15 protein-coding genes are annotated in these 21,875 nt (G+C 71.6%); 8 read left to right on the top strand and 7 right to left on the bottom strand.

Annotated elements, in window-relative coordinates; translation table 11 throughout:
• Positions 1-21: 21 nt before the first annotated feature.
• Entirely contained in the window at positions 22-1,542 is a 1,521-nt protein-coding gene (glpK, locus tag ACFVQG_RS24090) for a glycerol kinase GlpK (protein WP_383386985.1), read from the top strand.
• A 97-nt stretch (positions 1,543-1,639) separates the two neighbouring features.
• Here the strand turns inward: glpK and ACFVQG_RS24085 are convergent, their stop codons facing one another.
• The 5 genes from ACFVQG_RS24085 to ACFVQG_RS24065 are packed head-to-tail and all read right to left on the bottom strand — an operon-like array spanning position 1,640 to position 9,634.
• Positions 1,640-2,245 (bottom strand): ATP/GTP-binding protein, encoded by a 606-nt coding sequence (locus ACFVQG_RS24085; protein WP_383386982.1) that lies wholly within the window; start codon positions 2,243-2,245, stop codon positions 1,640-1,642.
• Complete coding sequence (locus ACFVQG_RS24080) at positions 2,226-5,870, bottom strand: hydantoinase B/oxoprolinase family protein (RefSeq protein WP_383386979.1); 3,645 nt, start codon at positions 5,868-5,870, stop codon at positions 2,226-2,228. Before ACFVQG_RS24080 ends, ACFVQG_RS24085 begins: the two co-directional genes overlap by 20 nt.
• 24 nt (positions 5,871-5,894) lie before the next feature.
• Complete coding sequence (locus tag ACFVQG_RS24075; RefSeq protein ID WP_383386976.1) at positions 5,895-6,290, bottom strand: DUF742 domain-containing protein; 396 nt, start codon at positions 6,288-6,290, stop codon at positions 5,895-5,897.
• A 9-nt stretch (positions 6,291-6,299) separates the two neighbouring features.
• Complete coding sequence (locus ACFVQG_RS24070) at positions 6,300-6,737, bottom strand: roadblock/LC7 domain-containing protein (RefSeq protein ID WP_383386973.1); 438 nt, start codon at positions 6,735-6,737, stop codon at positions 6,300-6,302.
• Positions 6,734-9,634 carry a nitrate- and nitrite sensing domain-containing protein gene (locus ACFVQG_RS24065; protein WP_383386970.1) on the bottom strand — a complete coding sequence of 967 codons (2,901 nt, stop codon included), beginning with the start codon at positions 9,632-9,634 and terminating at the stop codon, positions 6,734-6,736. Before ACFVQG_RS24065 ends, ACFVQG_RS24070 begins: the two co-directional genes overlap by 4 nt.
• A 418-nt stretch (positions 9,635-10,052) precedes the next feature.
• On the opposite strand from ACFVQG_RS24065, the gene ACFVQG_RS24060 reads away from it, so the two are divergent.
• Complete coding sequence (locus ACFVQG_RS24060; RefSeq protein WP_383387100.1) at positions 10,053-10,559, top strand: hypothetical protein; 507 nt, start codon at positions 10,053-10,055, stop codon at positions 10,557-10,559.
• Positions 10,560-10,861: 302 nt separating this feature from the next.
• On the opposite strand, the gene ACFVQG_RS24055 is transcribed toward ACFVQG_RS24060, so the two are convergent.
• Both ACFVQG_RS24055 and ACFVQG_RS24050 read right to left on the bottom strand, forming a co-directional pair.
• Positions 10,862-12,049 carry an NAD(P)/FAD-dependent oxidoreductase gene (locus tag ACFVQG_RS24055; RefSeq protein ID WP_383387097.1) on the bottom strand — a complete coding sequence of 396 codons (1,188 nt, stop codon included), beginning with the start codon at positions 12,047-12,049 and terminating at the stop codon, positions 10,862-10,864.
• A gap of 2 nt (positions 12,050-12,051) precedes the next feature.
• Positions 12,052-12,372, bottom strand: a complete 321-nt coding sequence (locus ACFVQG_RS24050; protein ID WP_383386967.1) for a bifunctional 3-phenylpropionate/cinnamic acid dioxygenase ferredoxin subunit — start codon at positions 12,370-12,372, stop codon at positions 12,052-12,054.
• Positions 12,373-12,750: 378 nt separating this feature from the next.
• On the opposite strand from ACFVQG_RS24050, the gene ACFVQG_RS24045 reads away from it, so the two are divergent.
• The 6 genes from ACFVQG_RS24045 to ACFVQG_RS24020 all read left to right on the top strand — a co-directional run bounded on the left by ACFVQG_RS24045 (position 12,751) and on the right by ACFVQG_RS24020 (position 21,874).
• A complete protein-coding gene (locus tag ACFVQG_RS24045) occupies positions 12,751-13,584 on the top strand; it encodes an IclR family transcriptional regulator (RefSeq protein ID WP_383386964.1) in 834 nt (277 codons plus the stop codon).
• 319 nt (positions 13,585-13,903) lie between these two features.
• Entirely contained in the window at positions 13,904-16,579 is a 2,676-nt protein-coding gene (locus tag ACFVQG_RS24040) for an FAD-dependent oxidoreductase (protein WP_383386961.1), read from the top strand.
• A 129-nt stretch (positions 16,580-16,708) separates the two neighbouring features.
• The gene (gene solA / locus ACFVQG_RS24035; RefSeq protein WP_383387094.1) at positions 16,709-17,863 is read left to right on the top strand and encodes an N-methyl-L-tryptophan oxidase; all 1,155 of its coding nucleotides are present in this window, start codon (positions 16,709-16,711) and stop codon (positions 17,861-17,863) included.
• 11 nt (positions 17,864-17,874) lie between these two features.
• Complete coding sequence (locus ACFVQG_RS24030) at positions 17,875-19,056, top strand: aromatic ring-hydroxylating dioxygenase subunit alpha (RefSeq protein ID WP_383386958.1); 1,182 nt, start codon at positions 17,875-17,877, stop codon at positions 19,054-19,056.
• Positions 19,057-19,196: 140 nt separating this feature from the next.
• Positions 19,197-20,774, top strand: a complete 1,578-nt coding sequence (locus tag ACFVQG_RS24025; RefSeq protein ID WP_383386955.1) for a GMC family oxidoreductase — start codon at positions 19,197-19,199, stop codon at positions 20,772-20,774.
• Positions 20,774-21,874: a glycine betaine/L-proline ABC transporter ATP-binding protein gene (locus ACFVQG_RS24020; RefSeq protein WP_383386952.1), complete on the top strand. Its 1,101-nt coding sequence runs from the start codon at positions 20,774-20,776 to the stop codon at positions 21,872-21,874. Before ACFVQG_RS24025 ends, ACFVQG_RS24020 begins: the two co-directional genes overlap by 1 nt.
• The last annotated feature ends 1 nt before the right edge of the window (position 21,875 follow it).

The following is a 21,875-nucleotide window of genomic DNA, read 5'->3' as shown; positions in this document are numbered from 1 at the left end:
CACTCAGCCCAAGGGGTAGCCATGACGGACCACGCCGAGACGTACGTCGCCGCGATCGACCAGGGCACCACCTCGAGCCGCTGCATCATCTTCGACCACAACGGCGCGATCGTCGCCGTCGACCAGCGCGAACACCGCCAGATCTTCCCCAAGCCCGGCTGGGTGGAGCACGACGCCACCGAGATCTGGTCCAAGGTGCAGGCGGTGGTCGCCGGGGCCGTCGCCAAGGCCGGGCTGCGCGCCGGGCAGCTCAGCGCGCTCGGCATCACCAACCAGCGCGAGACGACGGTCCTGTGGGACCGGGCGACCGGCAAGCCGGTGCACAACGCGATCGTGTGGCAGGACACGCGCACCGCCGCGCTGTGCCGCGAACTGGGCGGCACGGACGGCCAGGACCGCTTCCGCGAGGCGACCGGTCTCCCGCTGGCCAGCTACTTCTCCGGCCCCAAGGCGGCCTGGCTGCTCGACCACGTGCCCGGGCTCAGGGCCCGCGCGGAACGCGGCGAGATCGCCTTCGGCACCATCGACTCCTGGCTCATCTGGAACCTCACCGGTGGCACCGAAGGCGGGCGGCACGTCACCGACGTCACCAACGCCGGGCGCACCATGCTGATGAACCTGGAGACCCTCCAGTGGGATCCGTCCATCCTGGCCGCGATGAACGTGCCGGAGGCGGTGCTGCCCGAGATCAGGTCGTCCGCGGAGGTGTACGGCACGGCCGTGGGGCAGCTCGCCGGGGTGCCGGTCGCCTCCGCGCTGGGCGACCAGCAGGCGGCCGTGTTCGGCCAGGCCTGCTATGACGTGGGCACGGCGAAGAACACCTACGGCACCGGGAGCTTCCTGCTGCTGAACACGGGCAGCAGGCCGGTGCCGTCGAAAAGCGGGCTGCTGACCACCATGGGCTACAAGATCGGCGGCGAGGCGCCCGTGTACTGCCTGGAGGGGGCGATCGCGATCACGGGCGCGCTGGTGCAGTGGTTCCGTGACCAGCTCGGCATCATCCGTACGGCCGATGAGATAGAGACCCTGGCGGCGAGCGTCGAGGACAACGGTGGGTCGTACATCGTTCCCGCCTTCTCGGGTCTCTTCGCGCCCTACTGGCGCTCCGACGCGCGCGGTGTCATCACCGGCCTCACCCGGTACGTGACGAAGGCGCATCTCGCGCGGGCGGTGCTGGAGGCGACCAGCTGGCAGACGCGTGAGGTCGTGGACGCCATGTACCAGGACTCCGGGGTGCGGATCACGTCCCTGAAGGTCGACGGCGGCATGACGAAGAACAACCTGCTCATGCAGCATCAGGCGGATGTGCTGGACGTGCCGGTGATCCGCCCGCGCGTGTCCGAGACGACCTGCCTGGGCGCCGCCTACGCGGCCGGGCTCGCCACCGGCGTCTGGAACGACCTCGACGAACTCAAGGCGCACTGGCAGAAGGACGCCGAGTGGACTCCGGCGATGGAGGCGCCGGTACGCGAGCGTGAGTACCGCAACTGGCGCCGAGCGGTGGAAAAGAGCTTCGGCTGGCTGGAGGACGGCGACAACTAGGCGCCCACGCGCGCGTGCGCGCTGGAGACGGGGGCATCCGAGGAGTGTGGCCCGTACCCCGGTCGGCGGGGGTACGGGCCATACGGGTGTGCCCGCGTCACATGGTGATGGCGTGGCGGCGGTCCGCCGGCTGTGACATCGCGTGCTCGACGACGCCGATGAGGACGTCCTTGACCGACCGTCTGTCGCGGGCGTCGCACATGAGCAGCGGTACCTGGTCGTCGAGGTCGAGGGCCGCGCGGACCTGGTCGGCGGGGTAACGGGCGGCCCCGTCGAAGCAGTTGACGGCGATGAGGAAGGGGATGGAGCGCCGCTCGAAGTAGTCGACGGCGGCGAAGCAGTCCTCCAGGCGGCGGGTGTCGACGAGGACGACGGCGCCGAGGGCTCCCTCGGACAGTTCGTCCCACATGAACCAGAAGCGTTCCTGCCCGGGGGTGCCGAAGAGGTACAGCGTCAGGTCCTCGCGCAGGGTGATGCGGCCGAAGTCCATGGCCACGGTGGTGGTGTGCTTGGCCTCCACGCCGCTGAGGTCGTCGACCGGGCGGCCCGCCTCGGTGAGCAGTTCCTCGGTCCGCAGCGGTCTGATCTCGCTGACCGCGCCGACGAGGGTGGTCTTGCCCACGCCGAAGCCGCCGGCCACCAGGATCTTGAGCGTGACGGGCTCGACGGGGGGTGTGCCGCGCTCAGAGCGCCCGAGGATCATCGGTGTCTTCTCCTGCTTGCCGAGGGTCGTCCGGCGGTGGGCCGTAGCCTCCGCCGCCGGGGGTTTCGATGACGAGTACGTCGTCGGGGGCGACGTCCGTGGTGTCGCTGCCGCCGAGTGCGGTGACCGTGCCGTCCGCGCGCTCCACCCGGTTGGTGCCCAGGGCGCCGGGTGCGCCGCCCGCCATGCCGTACGGCGGGACGCGGCGGTGCTGGGAGAGCGTGGAGACGGTCATCGGCTCCAGGAACCGGATGCGGCGCACCGCGCCGTCCCCGCCCCGGTCGCGTCCGGCGCCGCCGCTGCCGCGCCGTACCGCGAACTCGTCCAGCCGGACGGGCAGCCGCCACTCCAGGACTTCGGGGTCGGTCAGCCGCGAGTTGGTCATATGGGTCTGTACGACGCTCGCGCCGGGGAAGCCGTCGCCCGCGCCGGAGCCGGAGGCGACGGTCTCGTAGTACTGGTGGCGTGCGTTGCCGAAGGTGACGTTGTTCATGGTGCCGGAGCCCTCGGCCTGCGCGCCGAGCGCCGCGTAGAGCGCGCCGGTGATCGCCTGGGAGGTCTCCACGTTGCCCGCGACCACGGCGGCGGGCGGTTCGGGCGCCAGCATGGAGCCGGGCGGCACGATGATGCGCAGGGGGCGCAGGCAGCCGTCGTTGAGCGGGATGTCATCGGCGACGAGGGTGCGGAAGACGTAGAGGACGGCGGCGTTCACCACCGCGTAGGGGGCGTTGAAGTTGCTGTCCAGCTGGGGTGAGGTGCCGGTGAAGTCGATGGTGGCGGACCGGTTCTCGCGGTCCACGCGCACGCGTACCCGGATGACGGCGCCGGAGTCGGTCTCGTAGGAGTAGGCGCCGTCGTCGAGGGCGTCGATCACCCGTCGTACCGCCTCCTCCGCGTTGTCCTGCACGTGCCGCATGTACGCCTGTACGACGTCGAGGCCGAAGTCCTCGATCATGCGGGCGACTTCGTCGACGCCCCTCTGGTTGGCGGCGATCTGGGCGCGGAGGTCGGCGAGGTTGGTGCGGGGGTTGCGGGACGGGTGCGTGGCCTCGGTCAGCAGGCGCAGGGTCTCCTGCTCGCGGAAGCGGCCGTTCTCGGCGAGCAGCCAGTTGTCGAAGAGGATGCCCTCCTCCTCGATGGTCCGGCTGTCCGCGGGCATCGAGCCCGGGGCGATGCCGCCGATCTCGGCGTGGTGGCCGCGGGAGGCGACGTAGAACAGGATGCGGTCACGCTGCGTCGCCCCGGTGTCCCGGTCGGGCCGGGTGTCGAAGACCGGGGTGATGACGGTGACGTCGGGCAGGTGAGTGCCGCCGTGGTAGGGGTCGTTGACGGCGTAGGTGTCGCCGGGGCGCATCCGGGAGCCGCGACGGTGGATGACCTCCTTGACGCTGGTGCCCATCGAGCCGAGGTGGACGGGGATGTGCGGGGCGTTGGCCACCAGGTTCCCGTCGGGGTCGAACAGGGCGCAGGAGAAGTCCAGGCGCTCCTTGATGTTGACGGACTGGGCCGTGGACTCCAGCCGGGCGCCCATCTGTTCGGCGATGGACATGAACAGGTTGTTGAAGACCTCCAGCAGAACCGGGTCGACTTCCGTGCCGAGTTCGGAACTCTGTGTAATCGCCGTGCGTTCCATGACCAGATGCCCGTGGTCGGTCGCGGCGGCCTGCCAGCCGTCGTCGACGACGGTGGTCGCACTGGCCTCCGTGATGATCGCGGGTCCGTGGACCGTCCGGCCGGGCGGCAGGTCCGTCCGGCGGTGCAGGGGGACGTCGCGCCAGGCACCGCCGGTGTGGAGGCGGACGGTCCGCGGGGGGTGGGAGCGGCCTTCGTAGGGGGCGAGGGCGGAGAGATCGGGGGGTTCGGTGATGCCGGTGGCTTCGACGGAGAGGGCTTCGACGACGATCGGGCGGTCCAGTGTGAAGGAGTACGTGGCGCGATGACGTTCTTCGAAGGCGCGCCTCATCGTGGTGGGGTCGGTCAGTTCGACGGTGAGGGCGGTGTCGGTGCCGTCGTAGCGCAGTTGTGCGCGGCGGGTGACGCGGACGCGGTCCTCGGGGACGTCCTCGGCCCGGAGTTCGGCGCGGGCGGCGGCCTCGAGGTCGTCGGCGGTCTTCCGGACGTCCGGCATGGCGGCGGGTTCCAGGGGTGCCTCGACGGACTGCTCCCGCATGGCGGTGGTGTCGGCGAGGCCGATGCCCAGGGCGGAGAGCACCCCGGCCATGGGCGGCACGAGGACGGTGCGGATGCCGAGGGAGTCGGCGACCCGGCACGCGTGCTGGCCGCCCGCCCCGCCGAAGGTGGTCAGGGCGTAGCGGGTGACGTCGTGGCCCTTCTGCACGGAGATCCGCTTGACGGCGTTGGCGATGTTGGCGACGGCGATGGCCAGGTAGCCCTCGGCGACCTGTTCGGGGGTGCGGTCGTCGCCGGTGCGGTCCCGGATCTCGTGGGCGAGGGCGGCGAAGCGGTCACGGACCAGCGTCTCGTCGAGGGGCTGGTCGCCGTCGGGGCCGAAGACGTGGGGGAAGTGCGCGGGCTGGATGCGGCCCAGCATCACATTGGCGTCGGTGACGGCGAGCGGTCCGCCGCCGCGGTAGCAGGCGGGACCCGGGTCCGCGCCCGCCGAGTCCGGCCCTACGCGGTAGCGGGAGCCGTCGAAGTGCAGCACCGAGCCGCCGCCCGCCGCGACGGTGTGGATGTCCAGCATGGGGGCGCGCAGCCGGACACCGGCCATCTGGGTGGTGAAGACACGCTCGTAGGCGCCCGCGTAGTGGGAGACGTCGGTGGAGGTGCCGCCCATGTCGAAGCCGATGACGCGGTCGAAACCGGCGAGCCGCGACATGCGGGCCATGCCGACGATGCCGCCCGCGGGCCCGGACAGGATGGCGTCCTTGCCGCGGAACTGCCGGGCCTCGGCGAGGCCTCCGTTGGACTGCATGAACATCAGCCGTACGCCCTCGAGCCGGTCGCCGACGTGCTGGACGTAGCGGCGGAGCACGGGCGAGAGGTAGGCGTCGACGACGGCGGTGTCCCCGCGCGGGACGAGCTTCATCAGGGGGCTGACCTCGCTGGACAGCGAGATCTGCGGGAAGCCGGTGCGGGCGGCCAGTTCCCCGACGGCGTGTTCGTGGGCGGGGTGGAGGTGGCTGTGCATGCAGACGACGGCGACCGCGCGGATCCCGTCGTCGTACGCTTGGCGCAGCGGGCCCGCGAGGGCCTCGAGGTCGGGGGGCCGCAGGACGGTGCCGTCCGCGGCCATGCGCTCGTCGACCTCGATCACCCGCTCGTACAGCAGCTCCGGGAGCTGGATGTGGCGGGCGAAGATGCGGGGCCGGTTCTGGTAGGCGATGCGCAGGGCGTCGCGGAAGCCGCGGGTGATGACCAGCAGGGTCCGTTCGCCCTTGCGCTCCAGGAGGGCGTTGGTGGCGACCGTGGTGCCCATGCGCACGGACTCCACGGGTTCGCCGGAGCCCGCCAGCAGGGCGTGGACTCCGGCGACCGCCGCGTCGGAGTAGCGCGCCGGGTTGTCGGACAGGAGCTTGTGGGTCAGCAGACGGCCGTCGGGGCGGCGCGCGACGACATCGGTGAAGGTGCCGCCCCGGTCGACCCAGAACTGCCAGCCAGTCACGTCGTCACCCCGCTTCCGCGCTGTTCACAGCGCCCGGAGGCCGTTGATCACGTCGCGCAGAATACTCTCGTCGGGCAGTTCGGCGGGGGGCACGGGACGCGTCACATGGACGAACTCGCTGTCGACGAGGTCCCCGATGAGGACCCTCACGACCCCGATCGGCAGATCGAGTTCGGAGGCGAGTTCGGCGACGGACTGGGGAGTCTCACGGCACAGGTCGACGATGTCCATGTGTTCCGGGGACAGCGTCGGGTCCTCCTCCGGGTCGTCCGCCAGACGTTCCGTGACGACCACCGCGATCAGGTCGAGGCGGTGCTGGGCCGCATGGCTGGTGCGGCCGCGCGTCATGGCGTAGGGGCGGACGACCGGTCCCGCGTCGTCGTCGAACCAGTGGCTTCTTGCCTGACCGTCTGCGCTCATGCCATCCCACTACCCGCTCGAGGGCAGATCGGTGCGCGGAGCGGCGTTCAGATGCGGGCCGACCCGCTTCACCAGGAGTGTCATCTCGTAGGCCACCTGACCGACGTCGGAGTCCGCGTCCGAGAGGACGGCGAGACAGCTGCCGTCGCCCGCGGCCGTGACGAAGAGGAAGGCGTCGTCGAGTTCGACGATCGTCTGCCGGACGCCACCGGCGTCGAAGTGGCGGCCCACGCCCTTGGCCAGGCTGTGGAATCCGGAGGCGACCGCGGCCAGGTGTTCACCGTCCTCCCGGGTGAGGTCCTTGGACACCCCGGTCGCCAGTCCGTCGCCGGAGAGCACGACGGCCTTGCGGATGCTCGCGACGCGGTCCACCAGATCGTCGAGGAGCCAGTTCAGCTCACCGGACCTGGTGGTCGCGGTGTCGCCGGTCTCCTTCGGTGCGGTCATCGACCGTCCCCCTTAGTCGTTCCTTTTGGTGCTGTGCCGCTGTCGGCGTCGTCGCCCGCGGCGTTCTCCTGCCGACCGCGCTGCCAGCCGCGCTGGAGCGAGGCCATACGGCTGCGTACCTCGTCGGCGTCCCGGTCCTCCGGTGCCGACCGGTCCTCGGTGCGCGGCCTGGGTTCCTGCTTGAGTTGCGGCGCCAGGCTGGCCTGGCGTACGCGCCGTGGCAGTGCTCCTGTGCCGTCGCCTGGCCCCTCGGCCGTGGGGCGGCGGTCGTCTTGGGGTCCCGTGGCGGAGCCGCGGGGCGTAGGCGCGGTGCCGCGGGTTCGTGCGGGGGCGGCCGGGGGCCTCGCCGAGTCGCCGGGGTCGTGGGCCGTGGGTCCGGTGGTCTCGGCCGGGGTGGGTTCCGCCGGTTGCGGACGGCGGTCCGGGCGGTCGGACGGGCTGGTGCGTCGGCCGATGGCGGACGCGCCCCGGCGGCGCGTGGGCAGCGGAGCGGGCTCGTCCCCCTCCGGGCGGTCCGGGCCGCGGCCGACCGGGGTGTCCAGGTCGGCGTCCGTGCGCCGGGGGCGGGGCTCGGACACGGGGCGGCCGTGCGAGCTGACCAGCTTGGGTGTCCGCCGGCGGGGCAACTGGACCGGGGCGGTGAGGCGGTCGCCGTCCAGGTCATCCAGGTCCGCGGTGTCCGGGTCGGGGTTACCGGTGCCGGACAGCGGATGCTGCTCGCCCCGGCGTCCGATCGTGCCGTGGTCAGCGGGGGAGCCCGAGCGGCGCGGGCGGAACAGTCCGCCGCGTTCGCTCTCCTCGCCGTCGAGCACACCGGGGAAGTCGTCGATGGCGTCCAGGTCGACCGGGGCCTCCAGCTCGATCGGCCCGTCCAGGAGCGAGGGGGGCAGGCCCGGGACCCGCACCGGCACCTGCGAGAGCGCGGCTCTGCGGCTCTCCTCGAGTTCGGCCTCGCGGGACGGCCGGGGCCGGTCGAGGCGGAAGCCGATGCCGTTGGTGTCCGGCACGTCGTCCGTCAGCAGCGCGTCGGGGATGAAGACGACGGCGGTGGTGCCGCCGTACGGGGAGGTCTGCAGCGAGACTCGGACGTTCTGCCGCTGGGCGAGGCGGCTGACCACGAAGAGGCCGAGCCGGTCGGTGTCGGAGAGTTCGAACTCCGGTGTCTCGGCGAGCCGGAGGTTGGCGTCCAGCAGGGCGTCGGCGGTCATGCCGAGGCCACGGTCGTGGATCTCCAGGGTGAAGCCGTTGGCGACCCGGTCGCCCAGGACCTGGACGGCGGTGTGCGGCGGGGAGAACACCGTGGCGTTCTCCAGGAGTTCGGCCACCAGATGGGTGAGGTCCGCGACGGCCGGGCCGGTGACGGCGGTGCGCGGCAGTCGGCGGACCTCGATGCGTTCGTAGTCCTCGACCTCGGCGACGGCGGCGCGGACGATGTCCATGAGCTGGATCGGTTTGCGCCACTGCCGGGACGGGGCGGCGCCGGAGAGGATCACCAGGCCCTCGGCGTGCCGTCGCATCCGGGTGGTGAGGTGGTCGAGGCGGAACAGGTCGGCGAGTTCCTCGGGGTCCTCGGTCCGGCGTTCCATGGTGTCGAGCAGGGTGAGCTGCTTGTGCAGGAGGACCTGGTTGCGGCGGGCGAGGTTGACGAAGACCTCGGAGACGCCGGAGCGCAGTTCGGCCTGTTTGACGGCGGCCTCGACCGCGGCGCGCTGGAGGGTGTTGAGGGCCTGGCCGACCTCGCCGATCTCGTTGCGGTCGTACTCCAGGCGCGGGACCTCGGTCTCCACGTCGACCTGTTCGCCCGCGGAGAGACGGCGCATCACGCTGGGCAGCCGGACGCCGGAGGCCTCATGGGCCTCCAGACGCAGTTGCCTGAGGTCGCGGATGAGGCCGCGGCCGATGCGGGCGGACACGAGCACCGTCAGCAGCAGGGCGACCAGGCCCAGGGCACCGGCGAAGACGGCCTGGACGATGACGCCGGTGGCGATGGGGCTGACGCGGTCCTGGTAGCGGTCGCTCGCCTCGTCGTCGAGGGTGCTCAGCTCGTCGAGGACATGGCCCGCGGCGGTGTCCCAGCTCTTGGCGGTGACTCCGCTCGGCGTGCCGGGCCCGGCGGCGATCGCGGCCTCCTCGGCCACCCGCAGCGGGGCGGAGTCGGCGTTCTTCCAGAAGCGTTCGTAGCGTCCGCGTTCGGAGGAGGGCAGCAGCGGGAGGTTGGTGTCGTAGAGGAGGTCGCGCTGGGCCGCGAGGTCGGACACCTGGCGGATCTCCGAGCGGGAGAGTTCGCCGACGATCAGGGCGGAGCCGAGGAGGGCGTCCTCGCGGGACAGCAGTTCCCGGGCGCGGGCCAGGTTGACGAGCGCGCGGTACTGCTTGTCCAGCTCGACGTCGTCCACCGCGTGGAGGTTGGCGAGCAGGACATAGCAGGGGTCGACGAGGAGGTCGTACTGGTCGAGGGCCTGGGCGCGGTTGATCGTGCCGTCCTCGACGCTGCGGCGCAGGGAGTCGAGACCGTCGAAGGCGTCCAGAACGGCGGCCAGCCGGTCGGCGGTGCCGGGACCGAGGGCGTCGCGCACATCGGGGTCGGCGGCGTTGCGCCGGATCTCGGAGATGGCGCGGTCGGTGGCGCCTCGGCTGCGTTTGAGCGCGGCGAGGCCGTCGGAGGCCCGGGGGTCGGCGAGATGGGCGAGGGTCTGGCGGCGTTCCTGCTGGAGGACACGGACGGTGTCCTCGGTGGGGTAGCCGACCTCCTCTATGAGGGACGACACGCTGAACAGCCGACCCGCCTCACGCCCCGTCAGTACCGTGGCGAAGGCCCAGATCGCGGTCAGGGACACCAACGGCACGAGAAGCAGCGCCACGATCTTCCGGCGGATGGACTTCCCGCGAAAGCGCATGGACTCCCCCAGCTCGACCCCCCACCGGCAGGGGGTACGCATGTGCGTCAACAAACGGCGCGAGCCTACTACCGACGCACAGCGAACTCGAAGACTCTTCCGGAGGCCGAACTTCCGCACGCGAGTCAAGAGATGCGGAGTTGTCAGGGCATTGCGGGAGATTGCCTCCCGTCAACCGCCCGGGGCCCTCGCGTTGAACGAGGGTCGCGCACATGGGCATTTGGCCAGAATTTTTCGGTGTCCGGGAATCTTCCGGGCGCGCCGTTCGTCGTTCTGTACAGGAAATGGGGGCGGAATCGGCCACAGGAGCCGCATCCTGCACCCGGGCGGCGTAAATCAGCGCAAGCCGGGCAGCCAAGGGGAGTCGGGTCTTCGGACCCGGGCGAGGGGTCTGCTGGCGGTGGGGAGTGACACGGTGATGGGCACGGCGGAGCGGTACGAGGCACCCGAGCAGGGCGAGGCGGAGCGACCGTCGGCGCGGCAGGGCTCCGAGGCGCCGGATCGCGACATACCGGCAGCCCGGGAGCAGCCGTATTACCGGCCCTTGTGGGTGGAGGAGCCCGCGCGGCGGCACCGGCTGCCCGACCCGGTGCGTACGGCGGCCGTGCGGGCGGTGTTGATCGTCGCGGTGACGCTGGTGCAGGCGATGGTGGCGTTCCTGAGCACCCTGGCCGGGTCGTGGCTGGCGTTCCCGATGGTGCTGAGCAGTGTGGCGAGCACCGTGGTGGCGACCTGGGGCGTCCTCGACGTCTGGGTGACCCGCCAGGTCTGGAAGCAGCGCAACGGCGTGGTGTCGATGCCCAGCAGCACCGCGCGGGCCCTGCGACGCGAGCGGCGCCGGGCGCGGCGGCAGGCGAAGGCCGCCGGGAGCGGTCAGGAGCGGATACGGCGGCCCGGGGGGACCGGGCAGCTGTCCCATCCCTGACCTGAGGGGCTGAGAGGCCTGAAGGGCTGAAGGGCTGAAGGGCTGAAGGGCTGAAGGGCTGAGAGGGCTGAGGAGCTGAGGAGCTGAGGAGCTGAGGAGCTGAGGAGCTGAGCGGCTGAGCGGCTGAGCGGCTGAGCGGCTGAGCGGCACACGGTCGCAGGGGACTTCGGCCGGGCGCGCCAGCCAGCAAGCCACAAGGCATCCGTCCACAAGGCAACCAGCCTCGGGGACAGCCAGCCAGACGGCGACCTGCCCCTGGGCAGCCCAAGGCCAGGCCAGCCCACGCCAGCCCAGGCAGCCGGTCAGAGGGCGGCCGACGCCATCCGCTCCCCCGCGCGCGCCAGTTCGCGACGGGCTCGCGTGAACGGCCGTGGACGGTTCACGGCGAGGACCGCGGTGGTCCGGCCGTCCCGTTCGTACACGGCGAGGAGACCGTCCTCGGCCGGTGCGCCGTCGTCGGCCAGGCCGCCCTCGGCGATGCGGACGGTGTCGCCGTCCTGGCGCCGACCGGCGAACTGGATGCGGGTGCCGTACTGGTCGGACCAGAAATAGGGCACCGATCGCATGGTCTCGACGGTGCGCCCTGCGAGTAGGTTGGCCACGGCGACGCGGGGCTGTTGCGTCGCGGAGGTCCAGTGTTCGGCGCGGTGGCCGCCGACCCGTGCGACATCGCCGACGGCGACGATCCGCGGTAGCGCGGTCACACAGCCTTCGTCGCACAGGACGCCGTCGCGCACGGCGAGCGTCGAGCCCGACAGCCACTCCGTGTTGGGGGTGGCGCCGATGCCGGTGATCACGACGTCGGCGGGGAGGACGCGGCCGTCGTCGAGGGCGACGCCGGTGACGGCGCCCTGGCCCAGGAGACCGGCCACGCCGGTGCCGGTGAGCAGTTCCACGCCGCCGCGGCCGTGGAGGGTGGCGCACAGGGCGGCCAGTTCCGGGCCGAGTTGGGGCAGAAGGGGGAGCGGGGAGGACTCGATGACGGTGACGGTGTGGCCCAGGGTGGCGCATGAGGAGGCGGTTTCGGCGCCGACGAAGCCGCCGCCGACGATGACGATCCGGCGCGGGCCCGCGGTGAGTTCGGTGCGCAGGGCGCGGGCGTCGTCGAGGGTGCGCAGGGTGTGGACGCCGGTGAGGAGGTCGCCGGGCAGGCGGCGGGCCGAGGCGCCGGTCGCGAGGACCACGCCGTCGGCGCGGACCGTGCGGCCGTCGTCGAGATGGAGGGTGCGGGCGCGGGTGTCGAGGCCTTGGGCGCGGACGCCGAGGAGCCACTCGGCGTCGAGAGCGGTGGTCTCCTCGTCGTCGGTGAGGGCCAGCTGGGGCTCGTCGGTGTGGCCGGTGAGGAAGTCCTTGGAGAGGGGTGGGCGGTCGTAGGGAGGGTGGTTCTCGGCGCCGACGATGACCAGGCGTCCGTCGAAGCCCTGGGCGCGCAGTTCCCGGGCGGCGTAGAGGCCGGAGAGCGAGGCGCCGACGATGGTCACGGTCCTGATGCTCATGCGGCCGTGCCCTCCTCCGCGGTCTGATGGACGTGGATGACGCCGTCGTCGACGGTGACGCGGTGGGTGCGGACGGGGCGGCGGGCCGGGAGGCAGGTGGGACGGCCGGTGCGCAGGTCGAATGAGGCGGCGTGCAGGGGGCATTCGACCAGACAGCCTTCCAGCCAGCCCTCGGAGAGGGAGGCGTCCTGGTGGGTGCAGGTGTCGTCGATGGCGTACAACTCGCCGTCGGCATGGAACACGGCGATGGGCGGGCTGGTCTCGATACGGATGGACTCACCCTCGGGGAGGTCTTCGAGGCGGCAGACGGGAATCACGGGCCCCCCTCTTTTTTGTCGATGAGCGATCAGCGATCAGCGATGAGTGATGGGTGATGGGTGATGGGTGATGAGCAGTCAGCGATGAGCGCGTGCGGAGGTGGCAGAGCAGGCAGTACAGGGCGGAACACGTGCCGGGCAGGGCAGTGCGGCGCGGGACAGCGCAGAGCGGGGCATGCGAGATGTCGGCGCGTACCGACCGTCGTTGGCCAGTACGGTCCGCCCCCTACCGGGCGCCCGACGCTTCGGTAACATGATGTTTCACATGGCGCATGGACGAGCGCTATGCGCAACAGAATCCGGGCGGGATGACCGTCACGTCAAGGGGTTCCCGAAGATGCGGCCCAAACAGGGCCGTCAGGTGGTGAGAGTCGAGCTATGGCCCGCACGCGGAGGCAGTCCGACCGAGTCGAGGAGAGCGTGGCGGCGAGTGCCGCGCAGCAGAACGGCAGAGGCGGGGCCAGCGCCGTCCAGTCGGTGGACCGCGCGGTGAGCGTGCTGGAGATCCTCGCGCGGCACGGCGAGGCGGGCGTCACCGAGATCGCCGATGAGCTGGAGGTGCACAAGTCCACGGCGTTCCGGCTGCTCGGCGTCCTGGAGAACCGTGGGCTGGTATCCCAGGCGAAGGACCGCGGCAAGTACTACCTGGGGGCCGGGGTGCTGCGGCTGGCGGGGGCGGCGGCGGTGCGGCTGGACATCTCGCAGGAGGGTGTCCCGGTCTGCCGGGAACTCGCCGACGAGCTGGGCGAGACGGCGAACATCGCGGTGCTGGACGACGACGCGGTGGTCAACATCATGCAGGCCCGCGGCACCGCCTCCGTGACGGCGCAGAACTGGCTCGGCAGACGCACCCCGCTGCACGCCACCGCCAGCGGAAAGGTGCTGCTGGCGCACCTGCCGACCACCCTGCGCGAAGGGCTGCTCGCCCGCTCGCTGCCGCGGCTCACCGAGCGCACGGTCACCGCCGCGTCCCTGCTGCGCGGCGAGTTGGAGACCGTCGTCGAGCAGGGGTACGCGGTCACCGTCGAGGAGTTGGAGCTGGGCCTGGCCGCGGCGGCGGCCCCGGTGCGCGCACACGACGGCAAGGTGGTCGCGGCGATCAGCGTGTCGGGGCCGGTGTACCGGATGAGCCCGGACCGGCTGCCGGAGCTGGCCAAGCGCACGGTGGCGGCGGGCACCGAACTGTCCCGCCGTATGGGCTACGGCTTCTGACCGACCCGCTGCGGCCACTGACGGGCCAGCGGGCATACCGCACCTGACGACCTCCGCAGCACGACGAAGGCATGGCGCGGGACCGGGTTCTCCTGGTCCCGCGCCGCTGTGTGTCCGACAGGTTTCGGTCGTCCCGTTCCTTTTGCAGAGGCTTAACTCACGGCCCTTGACGGCCGCTTGGGGGCATTCCCACTATGTTCCCCATCGCGCAACCGATCGTGCACTGCGCAACAGCAGAGGAGCCCGGTCGTGACCCGCCTCCAAGCGCATCGCCCCCGTCAGCACATCCCCACCACCCGCCCATGAGCCAAGGAGGGGCATGTCCCGCACCCCCGAGAGCACGGCAATCCCCGAGAGCACGGCAATCCCCGAAAGCACGGCAATCCCCGAAAGCACGGCAAACCCCAGAAGCACCTCAGCCCCCGAAACCCGCGAAACCCGCCCGCGCGGCCCCCGCGTGGTCATCATCGGCGCAGGCATCGTCGGCTGCTCCCTGGCCGACGAACTGACCGCCCGCGGCTGGACCGACGTCACCGTCCTCGAACAGGGCCCGCTGCCCGCACCAGGCGGCTCCACCTCGCACGCGCCCGGCCTCGTCTTCCGGACGAACCCCTCGAAGACGCTCACGGAATTCGCCAAGTACACGGTGGAGAAGTTCGGCGCACTGCGGGTCGACGGGGTCCCCTGCTTCGAGCCCGTCGGCGGACTGGAGCTGGCCACCACCCCCGAGCGCCTCGCCGACCTGCACCGCCGGGCAGGCCTGGCGGCGGCCTGGGGCGTCCGCGGCGAGGTGGTCGGCCCGGCCCGCTGCAAGGAACTGTGGCCGCTGCTCGACGAGTCGGCCGTCCTCGGCGGCTTCCACACCCCCGACGACGGACTGGCCCGCGCCCTGCTCGCCTCCCGCGCCCAACTGGAGCGCGCCACCGCACGAGGCGCCCGCTTCCTGGACCGCCACACGGTCACCGACATCAAGGTCACCGGCGTCAAGGACACCGACGCCGAGGACACCGACCCCGAGGACACCGACGTCAAGAACACCGACGTCAAGAACACCGGCATCGAGCGCCAGCACGGCCGCGTCACCGCCGTAGTCACCGCCGTAGTCACCGACCGAGGCACCTTCCCCGCCGACCACGTCGTCTCCGCCGCCGGTTTCTGGGGCCCCGTCATCGGCCGGATGGCCGGAGTGGACGTGCCCCTGCAACCCCTCGCCCACCAGTACGCCAGGACGGGACCGCTGCCCGAGCTGAGCGGGGCCACCGCCGAGGCCTCGATGCCGATCCTCCGCTTCCAGGACCGTGACCTCTACTTCCGCGAGCACACCGACCGCATGGGCATCGGCTCGTATGCCCACCGGCCGCTGCCCGTAGACCCGTTCACGGTCCCGCCGTACGACGAGGCGCGGGCCCGGAGCAGGGACATGCCCTCGTCCTACCCCTTCACCGCCGACGACTGGGCGCCGAGCTGGGAGGACTGCCGCCGCCTGCTGCCCGCCCTGCGCGGCACCGAGGTCGAGTCGGGTTTCAACGGCGTCTTCTCCTTCACCCCGGACGGCATGCCGGTCCTCGGTGAGTCGCGTACGGTGCGGGGCTTCTGGCTGGCCGAGGCGGTCTGGGTCACCCACTCCGCGGGAGTCGCCCGGGCCGTCGCCGAGTGGATGGTGAACGGACGGCCGTCCCTGGACGTGCACGAGTGCGACGTCACGCGTTTCGAGGAGGCGCAGCGTTCACCGTCGTACATCCGTGAACGCGGTTCACAGCAGTTCGTCGAGGTGTACGACGTCATCCACCCCCTTCAGCCGTTGGAGCGGCCACGCCCGCTCAGGGTCAGTCCCTTCCACGCACGTCAGGAGCGGCTCGGGGCGTTCTTCCTGGAGGGCGGCGGCTGGGAGCGCCCGCACTGGTACGAGGCGAACGCCCCGCTGGTCGACGCCCTCGACCCGCTCCCCGGCCGCGACCCCTGGTCGGCCCGCTACTGGTCCCCCGTCGCCGCCGCGGAGGCGCGGGCCACCCGCGAGCGCGTCGCCCTCTACGACATGACCCCCCTGCGCCGCCTGGAGGTCACCGGCCCCGGAGCCCTCGCCTTCCTCGACCGCATGACCACCAACAACCTCCGCAAGAAGCCCGGCGCCGTCACCTACACCCTCCTCCTCGACGACACCGGAGGCATCCGTTCCGACCTCACCGTGGCCCGGCTCGGCCCCGACCGCTTCCAGGTCGGCGCCAACTCCCCCGCCGACCTGGACTGGCTGCTGCGCCACGCACCCGACGGCGTGCACGTCCGGGACATCACCTCCGGCACCTGCTGCATCGGTGTCTGGGGCCCGCGCGCCCGCGACCTCGTCCAGCCACTCACCCACGACGACTTCTCCCACGAGGGCTTCGGGTACTTCCGCGCGAAGGAGACGTACATCGGACACGTCCCGGTGACGGCTCTGCGGCTGTCGTACGTCGGTGAGCTGGGCTGGGAGCTGTACACCACCGCCGACCTGGGACTCAGGCTCTGGGACACGCTCTGGGAGGCGGGACGGGAGCACGGCGTGATCGCGGCCGGGCGCTCCGCGTTCAACTCCCTGCGCCTGGAGAAGGGCTACCGCGCGTGGGGCGTCGACATGACCGACGAGCACCACCCGTTCGAGGCGGGCCTCGGCTTCGCGGTCCGTATGGACAAGGACGACTTCGTCGGCAAGGCGGCACTGCGGCGCCTCGCCGCGCGCGAACCCACCCGCAGACTCACCCCGCTCGTCCTCGACGACCCCGCGGCCGTGGTCCTCGGCAAGGAACCCGTCCACACCGGCGACGCCCCGCTTCCGGCGGGATACGTCACCAGCGCCGCGTACTCCTACACCCTCGGCCGCTGCGTCGCCTACGCCTGGCTTCCCGCCGGGCCGCTCCCCGGCACCGGCGTGCACATCGAGTACTTCGGCGAGAAGGTGCCCGCCACCATCGCCGACGAGCCTCTGTTCGACCCGAAGATGACCCGCATCCGCCGCTGAGCGCTCCGCTGACAGAGCCGTGTCATGCCGTCGATCGTCTGCCACACCGTCGTGGCCGGTCGCGCGGTTCCCCGCGCCCCTTCGGGGCGCCGCCCACCCCAGGAGCCCCCCATGCCCCCCATGTCCCCCATGTCCCCCACCCACGACGTCATCGTCATCGGCCTCGGCGGCATGGGCAGCGCCGCCGCCCACCACCTGTCGGCCCGCGGCGCACGCGTCCTCGGCCTGGAGAAGTTCGGCCCGGTGCACGACCGCGGCTCCAGCCACGGCGGTTCACGGATCACCCGGCAGTCGTACTTCGAGGACCCGGCGTACGTGCCCCTCCTGCTGCGCGCCTACGAGCTGTACGGGGAGCTGGAGCGGGCCACGGGCCGGGAGATCGCGGTGCTCAGCGGCGGCGTGATGGTCGGCCGACCCGACTCGCGGACCGTCTCCGGTTCGCTGCGCTCGGCCACCGAGTGGGACCTGCCGCACGAGATGCTCGACGCGCGCGAGATCCGCCGCCGTTTCCCGACCCTGACGCCGGACGACGGCGAAGTGGCGCTGTACGAGCGCAAGGCGGGCCTGCTGCGCCCCGAGAACACCGTCGCCGCGCACCTCCAGCTCGCCACCGGCCAGGGCGCCGACCTGCACTTCGAGGAACCGGTGACGCGCTGGGAGCCGTACCGGGACGGCGTGCGCGTGCACACCGCCGAGAACACCTACACCGCGGGGCAGTTGGTGATCTGCCCGGGGGCGTGGGCGCCGCGGCTGCTCGGTGATCTAGGGGTGCCGTGCACGATCGAGCGGCAGGTCATGTACTGGTTCCAGCCGCGGCACGGCGTCGAGCGGTTCCGCCCCGACCGGCACCCGGTCTACATCTGGGAGGACCCGGCCGGGGTCCAGGTGTACGGGTTTCCGGCCATCGACGGGCCGGTCCAGGGCGCGAAGGTCGCCTTCTTCCGCAAGGGCTCCGTCACCACCCCGGAGACCATCGACCGGACCGTGCACGAGGACGAGGTCCGGGTCATGGCCGAGCACCTGTCCGGCTGTCTCCCGGAGTTGCCCGGCACCTTCCTGAAGGCCGCCACCTGCATGTACTCCACCACCCCCGACGAGCACTTCGTGATCGCCCGGCACCCCGCGCACCCCGACTCCGTGACCGTGGCCTGCGGTTTCTCCGGGCACGGCTTCAAGTTCGTGCCCGTCGTCGGGGAGATCCTCGCCGATCTGGCGCTGACCGGCGCCACCGCCCACCCGATCGACCTGTTCGCCCCGACCCGTCTCACCGCCGCGTCCGCCTGAGGAGCCCGACCGTGACCACGACCCCCCTCCCCGGGACGCCCGCACCCGTCCCTCCGGGCCGCGACCCGCTTCCCCCGAGCCTGAGGGCGACCCTGCCGGGCCGCCACTACACCGACCCGGAGATCTTCCGGCGGGAACAGGAACGCGTCTTCGAGGCGATGTGGTTCTGCGCCGTCCGTGGCGCCGACCTCGACCGGCCGGGCGCCTTCCGCACCGTCCAGGTCGGCCGCGAGAACGTCCTCGTCACCCGTGCCCGCACCGGGGAGCTGCGCGCCTTCCTCAACGTCTGCCGTCACCGCGGGGCGCGGCTGTGCCTGGAGGAGTCCGGCGAGGTGCGCCGCACCCTGCAATGCCCGTACCACGCGTGGACGTACGACCTGGACGGCAGGCTGATCGCGGCGCCCAACCTGGTTGGGATGCCGGACGTCGACCGCGTCGAGTACGGCCTGGTCAGGGTCGCCCTGCGCGAGTGGCTCGGTTACGCCTGGGTGTGTCTGGCCGACGAGCCGCCGTCCTTCGAGGAGACGGTCGTCGGCGCCGCCGTCGAACGGCTCGGCGACCCGGCCGCGATCGAGCACTACGGCACCGAGCGCCTCGCCCTCGGCGAACGGGTCCGCTACGACGTACGGGCCAACTGGAAGCTGATCGTCGAGAACTTCATGGAGTGCTACCACTGCGCGACGATCCACCCCGAACTCACCGAGGTGCTGCCGGAGTTCGCCGACGGCTACGCGGCCCAGTACTACGTCGGCCACGGCGCCGCGTTCGGCTCCGGGGTCGAGGGCTTCACGGTGGACGGCAGCGCGGGCTTCGGCACGCTGCCGGAGCTGACGGAGGAGCAGGACCGGCGCTACTACGCCATCACCGTGAAGCCGACGGTGTTCGTGAACCTCGTACCCGATCACGTGATCCTGCACCGGATGTTCCCGCTCGCCGCGGACCGCACGGTCGTGGAGTGCGACTGGCTGTACGCGCCGGAGGTGGTGGCGTCGGGGGCGGACGTGTCGAGGTCGGTGGAGCTGTTCCACCGGGTGAACAGGCAGGACTTCGACGCCTGCGAGCGGACCCAGCCCGCGATGGCGTCGCGTGCGTACCGCGACGGCGGGGTGCTGGTGCCCAGCGAGCACCACATCGGCGCCTTCCACGCGTGGCTGCTGCGTCAACTCGGGCCCATAGACGACCCGTCGATGTGATGCACATCACATCTGCACATGTTCTCGAATGAGTTCATGACATCAGGGCAGGTGCCCCGCCCCATGTCCAGTCAACAACCTGACCGGTCATGGGTGGGCCGGGAAGGCATCCGGCACGCACGACAAGGAGCAGAGACCTCATGCCCGAGCAGGACGAGCAGGAGACGTATGACCACGGGAAGCGGGAGACGTACGACTACGTAGTGGTCGGCGGCGGCACGGCGGGATCGGTCGTCGCGGCGCGGCTGACCGAGGACCCCGGCGTGAGCGTGGCCGTGATCGAGGGCGGCCCGTCCGACGTGGACCGGCCCGAGGTGCTGACGCTGCGCCGCTGGCTGGGGCTGCTCGGCGGCGAACTCGACTACGACTACCCGACGACCGAACAGCCGCGCGGCAACAGCCACATCCGGCACAGCCGCGCCCGGGTCCTCGGCGGCTGCTCCTCCCACAACACCCTGATCAGCTTCAAGCCGCTGCCCTCCGACTGGGCGGAGTGGGTCGAGGCGGGCGCCGAGGGGTGGGACGCGGCGGCCATGGACCCGTACTACGACCGGCTGCTGAACCACATCGTCCCGGTGGACGAGAAGGACCGGAACGCCATCGCCCGGGACTTCGTCGACGCCGCCCAACGGGCCACCGGCGTGCCGCGCGTGGAGGGCTTCAACCGGAAGCCGTTCACCGAGGGAGTGGGCTTCTTCGACCTCGCGTACCACCCCGAGGACAACAAGCGCTCGTCGGCCTCGGTGGCGTATCTGCACCCCGTGATGGACGACCGGCCGAACCTGACGATCCTGCTGGAGACCTGGGCGTACCGGCTGGAGCTGGACGGCGAGCGGGTCACGGGCGTGCGGGTGCGCGGCGCCGACGGGGCGGAGCGGACCGTCCGCGCGGCCCGTGAGGTCATCCTGTGCGCGGGCGCCGTGGACACCCCCCGGCTGCTGCTCCTGTCCGGCATCGGACCCAAGGACGACCTGGCCGCGCTCGGCATCCCCGCCGCGCACGACCTGCCGGGCGTCGGCGAGAACCTGCTCGACCACCCCGAGTCGGTGATCGTCTGGGAGACCCACGGCCCCATCCCGGAGAACTCCGCGATGGACTCCGACGCCGGGCTGTTCGTCCGCCGGGACCCCGCGTCGTCCGGCCCGGACCTGATGTTCCACTTCTACCAGATCCCGTTCACCGACAACCCGGAGCGGATCGGCTACGAGAAGCCGCCCCACGGCGTCTCGATGACCCCCAACATCCCCAAGCCCCGCAGCCGCGGCCGTCTCTACCTCACCAGCGCCGACCCGGACGCCAAACCGGCGCTGGACTTCCGGTACTTCACGGACGAGGACGACCATGACGGCCGTACCCTCGTCGACGGCATCCGCATCGCCCGTGAGATAGCGCGGACCGAACCGCTGGCGGGCTGGCTGAAGCGCGAGGTCTGCCCCGGCCCGGACGTCACCGGCGACGAGGAGCTGAGCGAGTACGCCCGCAAGGTGGCGCACACCGTCTACCACCCTGCCGGTACCTGCCGGATCGGCGCTCCCGGCGATCCGGCGGCCGTCGTCGGCCCCGACCTGCGCGTGCACGGGCTGCGCGGGGTGCGGATCGCCGACGCCTCCGTCTTCCCCACCATCCCCGCCGTCAACCCGATGATCGGGGTCCTCATGGTCGGCGAGAAGTGCGCCGACCTGCTCACTCGGCCGACGAACCCGGGAGTCGATGCCTGATGACCACCACCCTGTCCAAGCAACCCGCGCGGGAGCCCGCGGACGACTCCGGCGCCGTGCCGCCGGTGTTCTCCGTGCGCGGCCTGTGGAAGGTCTTCGGACCGAAGGCGGAGCGGATCCCCGGCAACGCGGAACTCGCCGCGCTCTCCACCGAGGAACTGCGCCGCGAGACGGGCTGCACGGTCGCCGTGCGGGACGTGTCCTTCGACGTGCGCAAGGGCGAGGTCTTCGTCGTCATGGGCCTGTCCGGCTCCGGCAAGTCCACCCTGGTGCGCTGTCTGACCCGGCTGATCGAGCCCACCTCCGGGGAGTTGGAGATCGACGGCGAGGACGTGCTGGCGATGGACAAGGCACGGCTGCGGGAACTGCGCCGCCACCGCGCCTCGATGGTGTTCCAGCACTTCGGTCTGCTGCCGCACCGCACGGTCCTCGACAACGTCGCGTACGGCCTGGAGATCCAGGGCGTCGGCAAGCTGGAGCGCCGGGCGCAGGCCATGAAGGTCATCGCGAAGGTCGGTCTGGAGGGCATGGAGCACCGCAGGCCGAGCCAGTTGTCCGGTGGTCAGCAGCAGCGTGTCGGGCTCGCCCGGGCCCTGGCGGTCGATCCCGAGGTGCTGCTGTTCGACGAACCGTTCAGCGCGCTCGACCCGCTGATCCGGCGTGACATGCAGGAGGAGGTCATCCGGCTGCACCGCGAGGAGGGCCGCACGATGGTCTTCATCACCCACGACCTGAGCGAGGCGCTGAAGCTGGGCGACCGGATCGCGCTGATGCGGGACGGCGGGATCGTCCAGTTGGGCACGCCCGAGGAGATCGTCGCGCAGCCCGCCGACGACTATGTGCGCGACTTCGTCCGCGACGTCGCGCGCGAGCAGGTCATCACCGTGCGCTCCGCCATGCGCGCCGGGGCCTGTGACGGCCCGGAACATCCCGGTGCCCTGGCCCCGGACGCGGTCGTCAGCACCGCCATCGAGGCCGTCGCCCGCACCGGCGGGGCCGTGTGCGTGGTGGACGACGGCGACTGCGTGGGTGTCGTCGACCACGAGAACCTGCTGGCCGTCGTCGCGGGCATCGGTCCGCGTGGGGCGGCGGTGAGCTGAC

Origin of the sequence: Streptomyces sp. NPDC057877, assembly GCF_042796855.1 — a bacterium.
In the GTDB taxonomy this organism is placed as follows: Bacteria; Actinomycetota; Actinomycetes; order Streptomycetales; family Streptomycetaceae; genus Streptomyces.
Note: the sequence above shows the minus strand (reverse complement) of the source record. Positions and strands in the feature narration are given on the sequence as shown.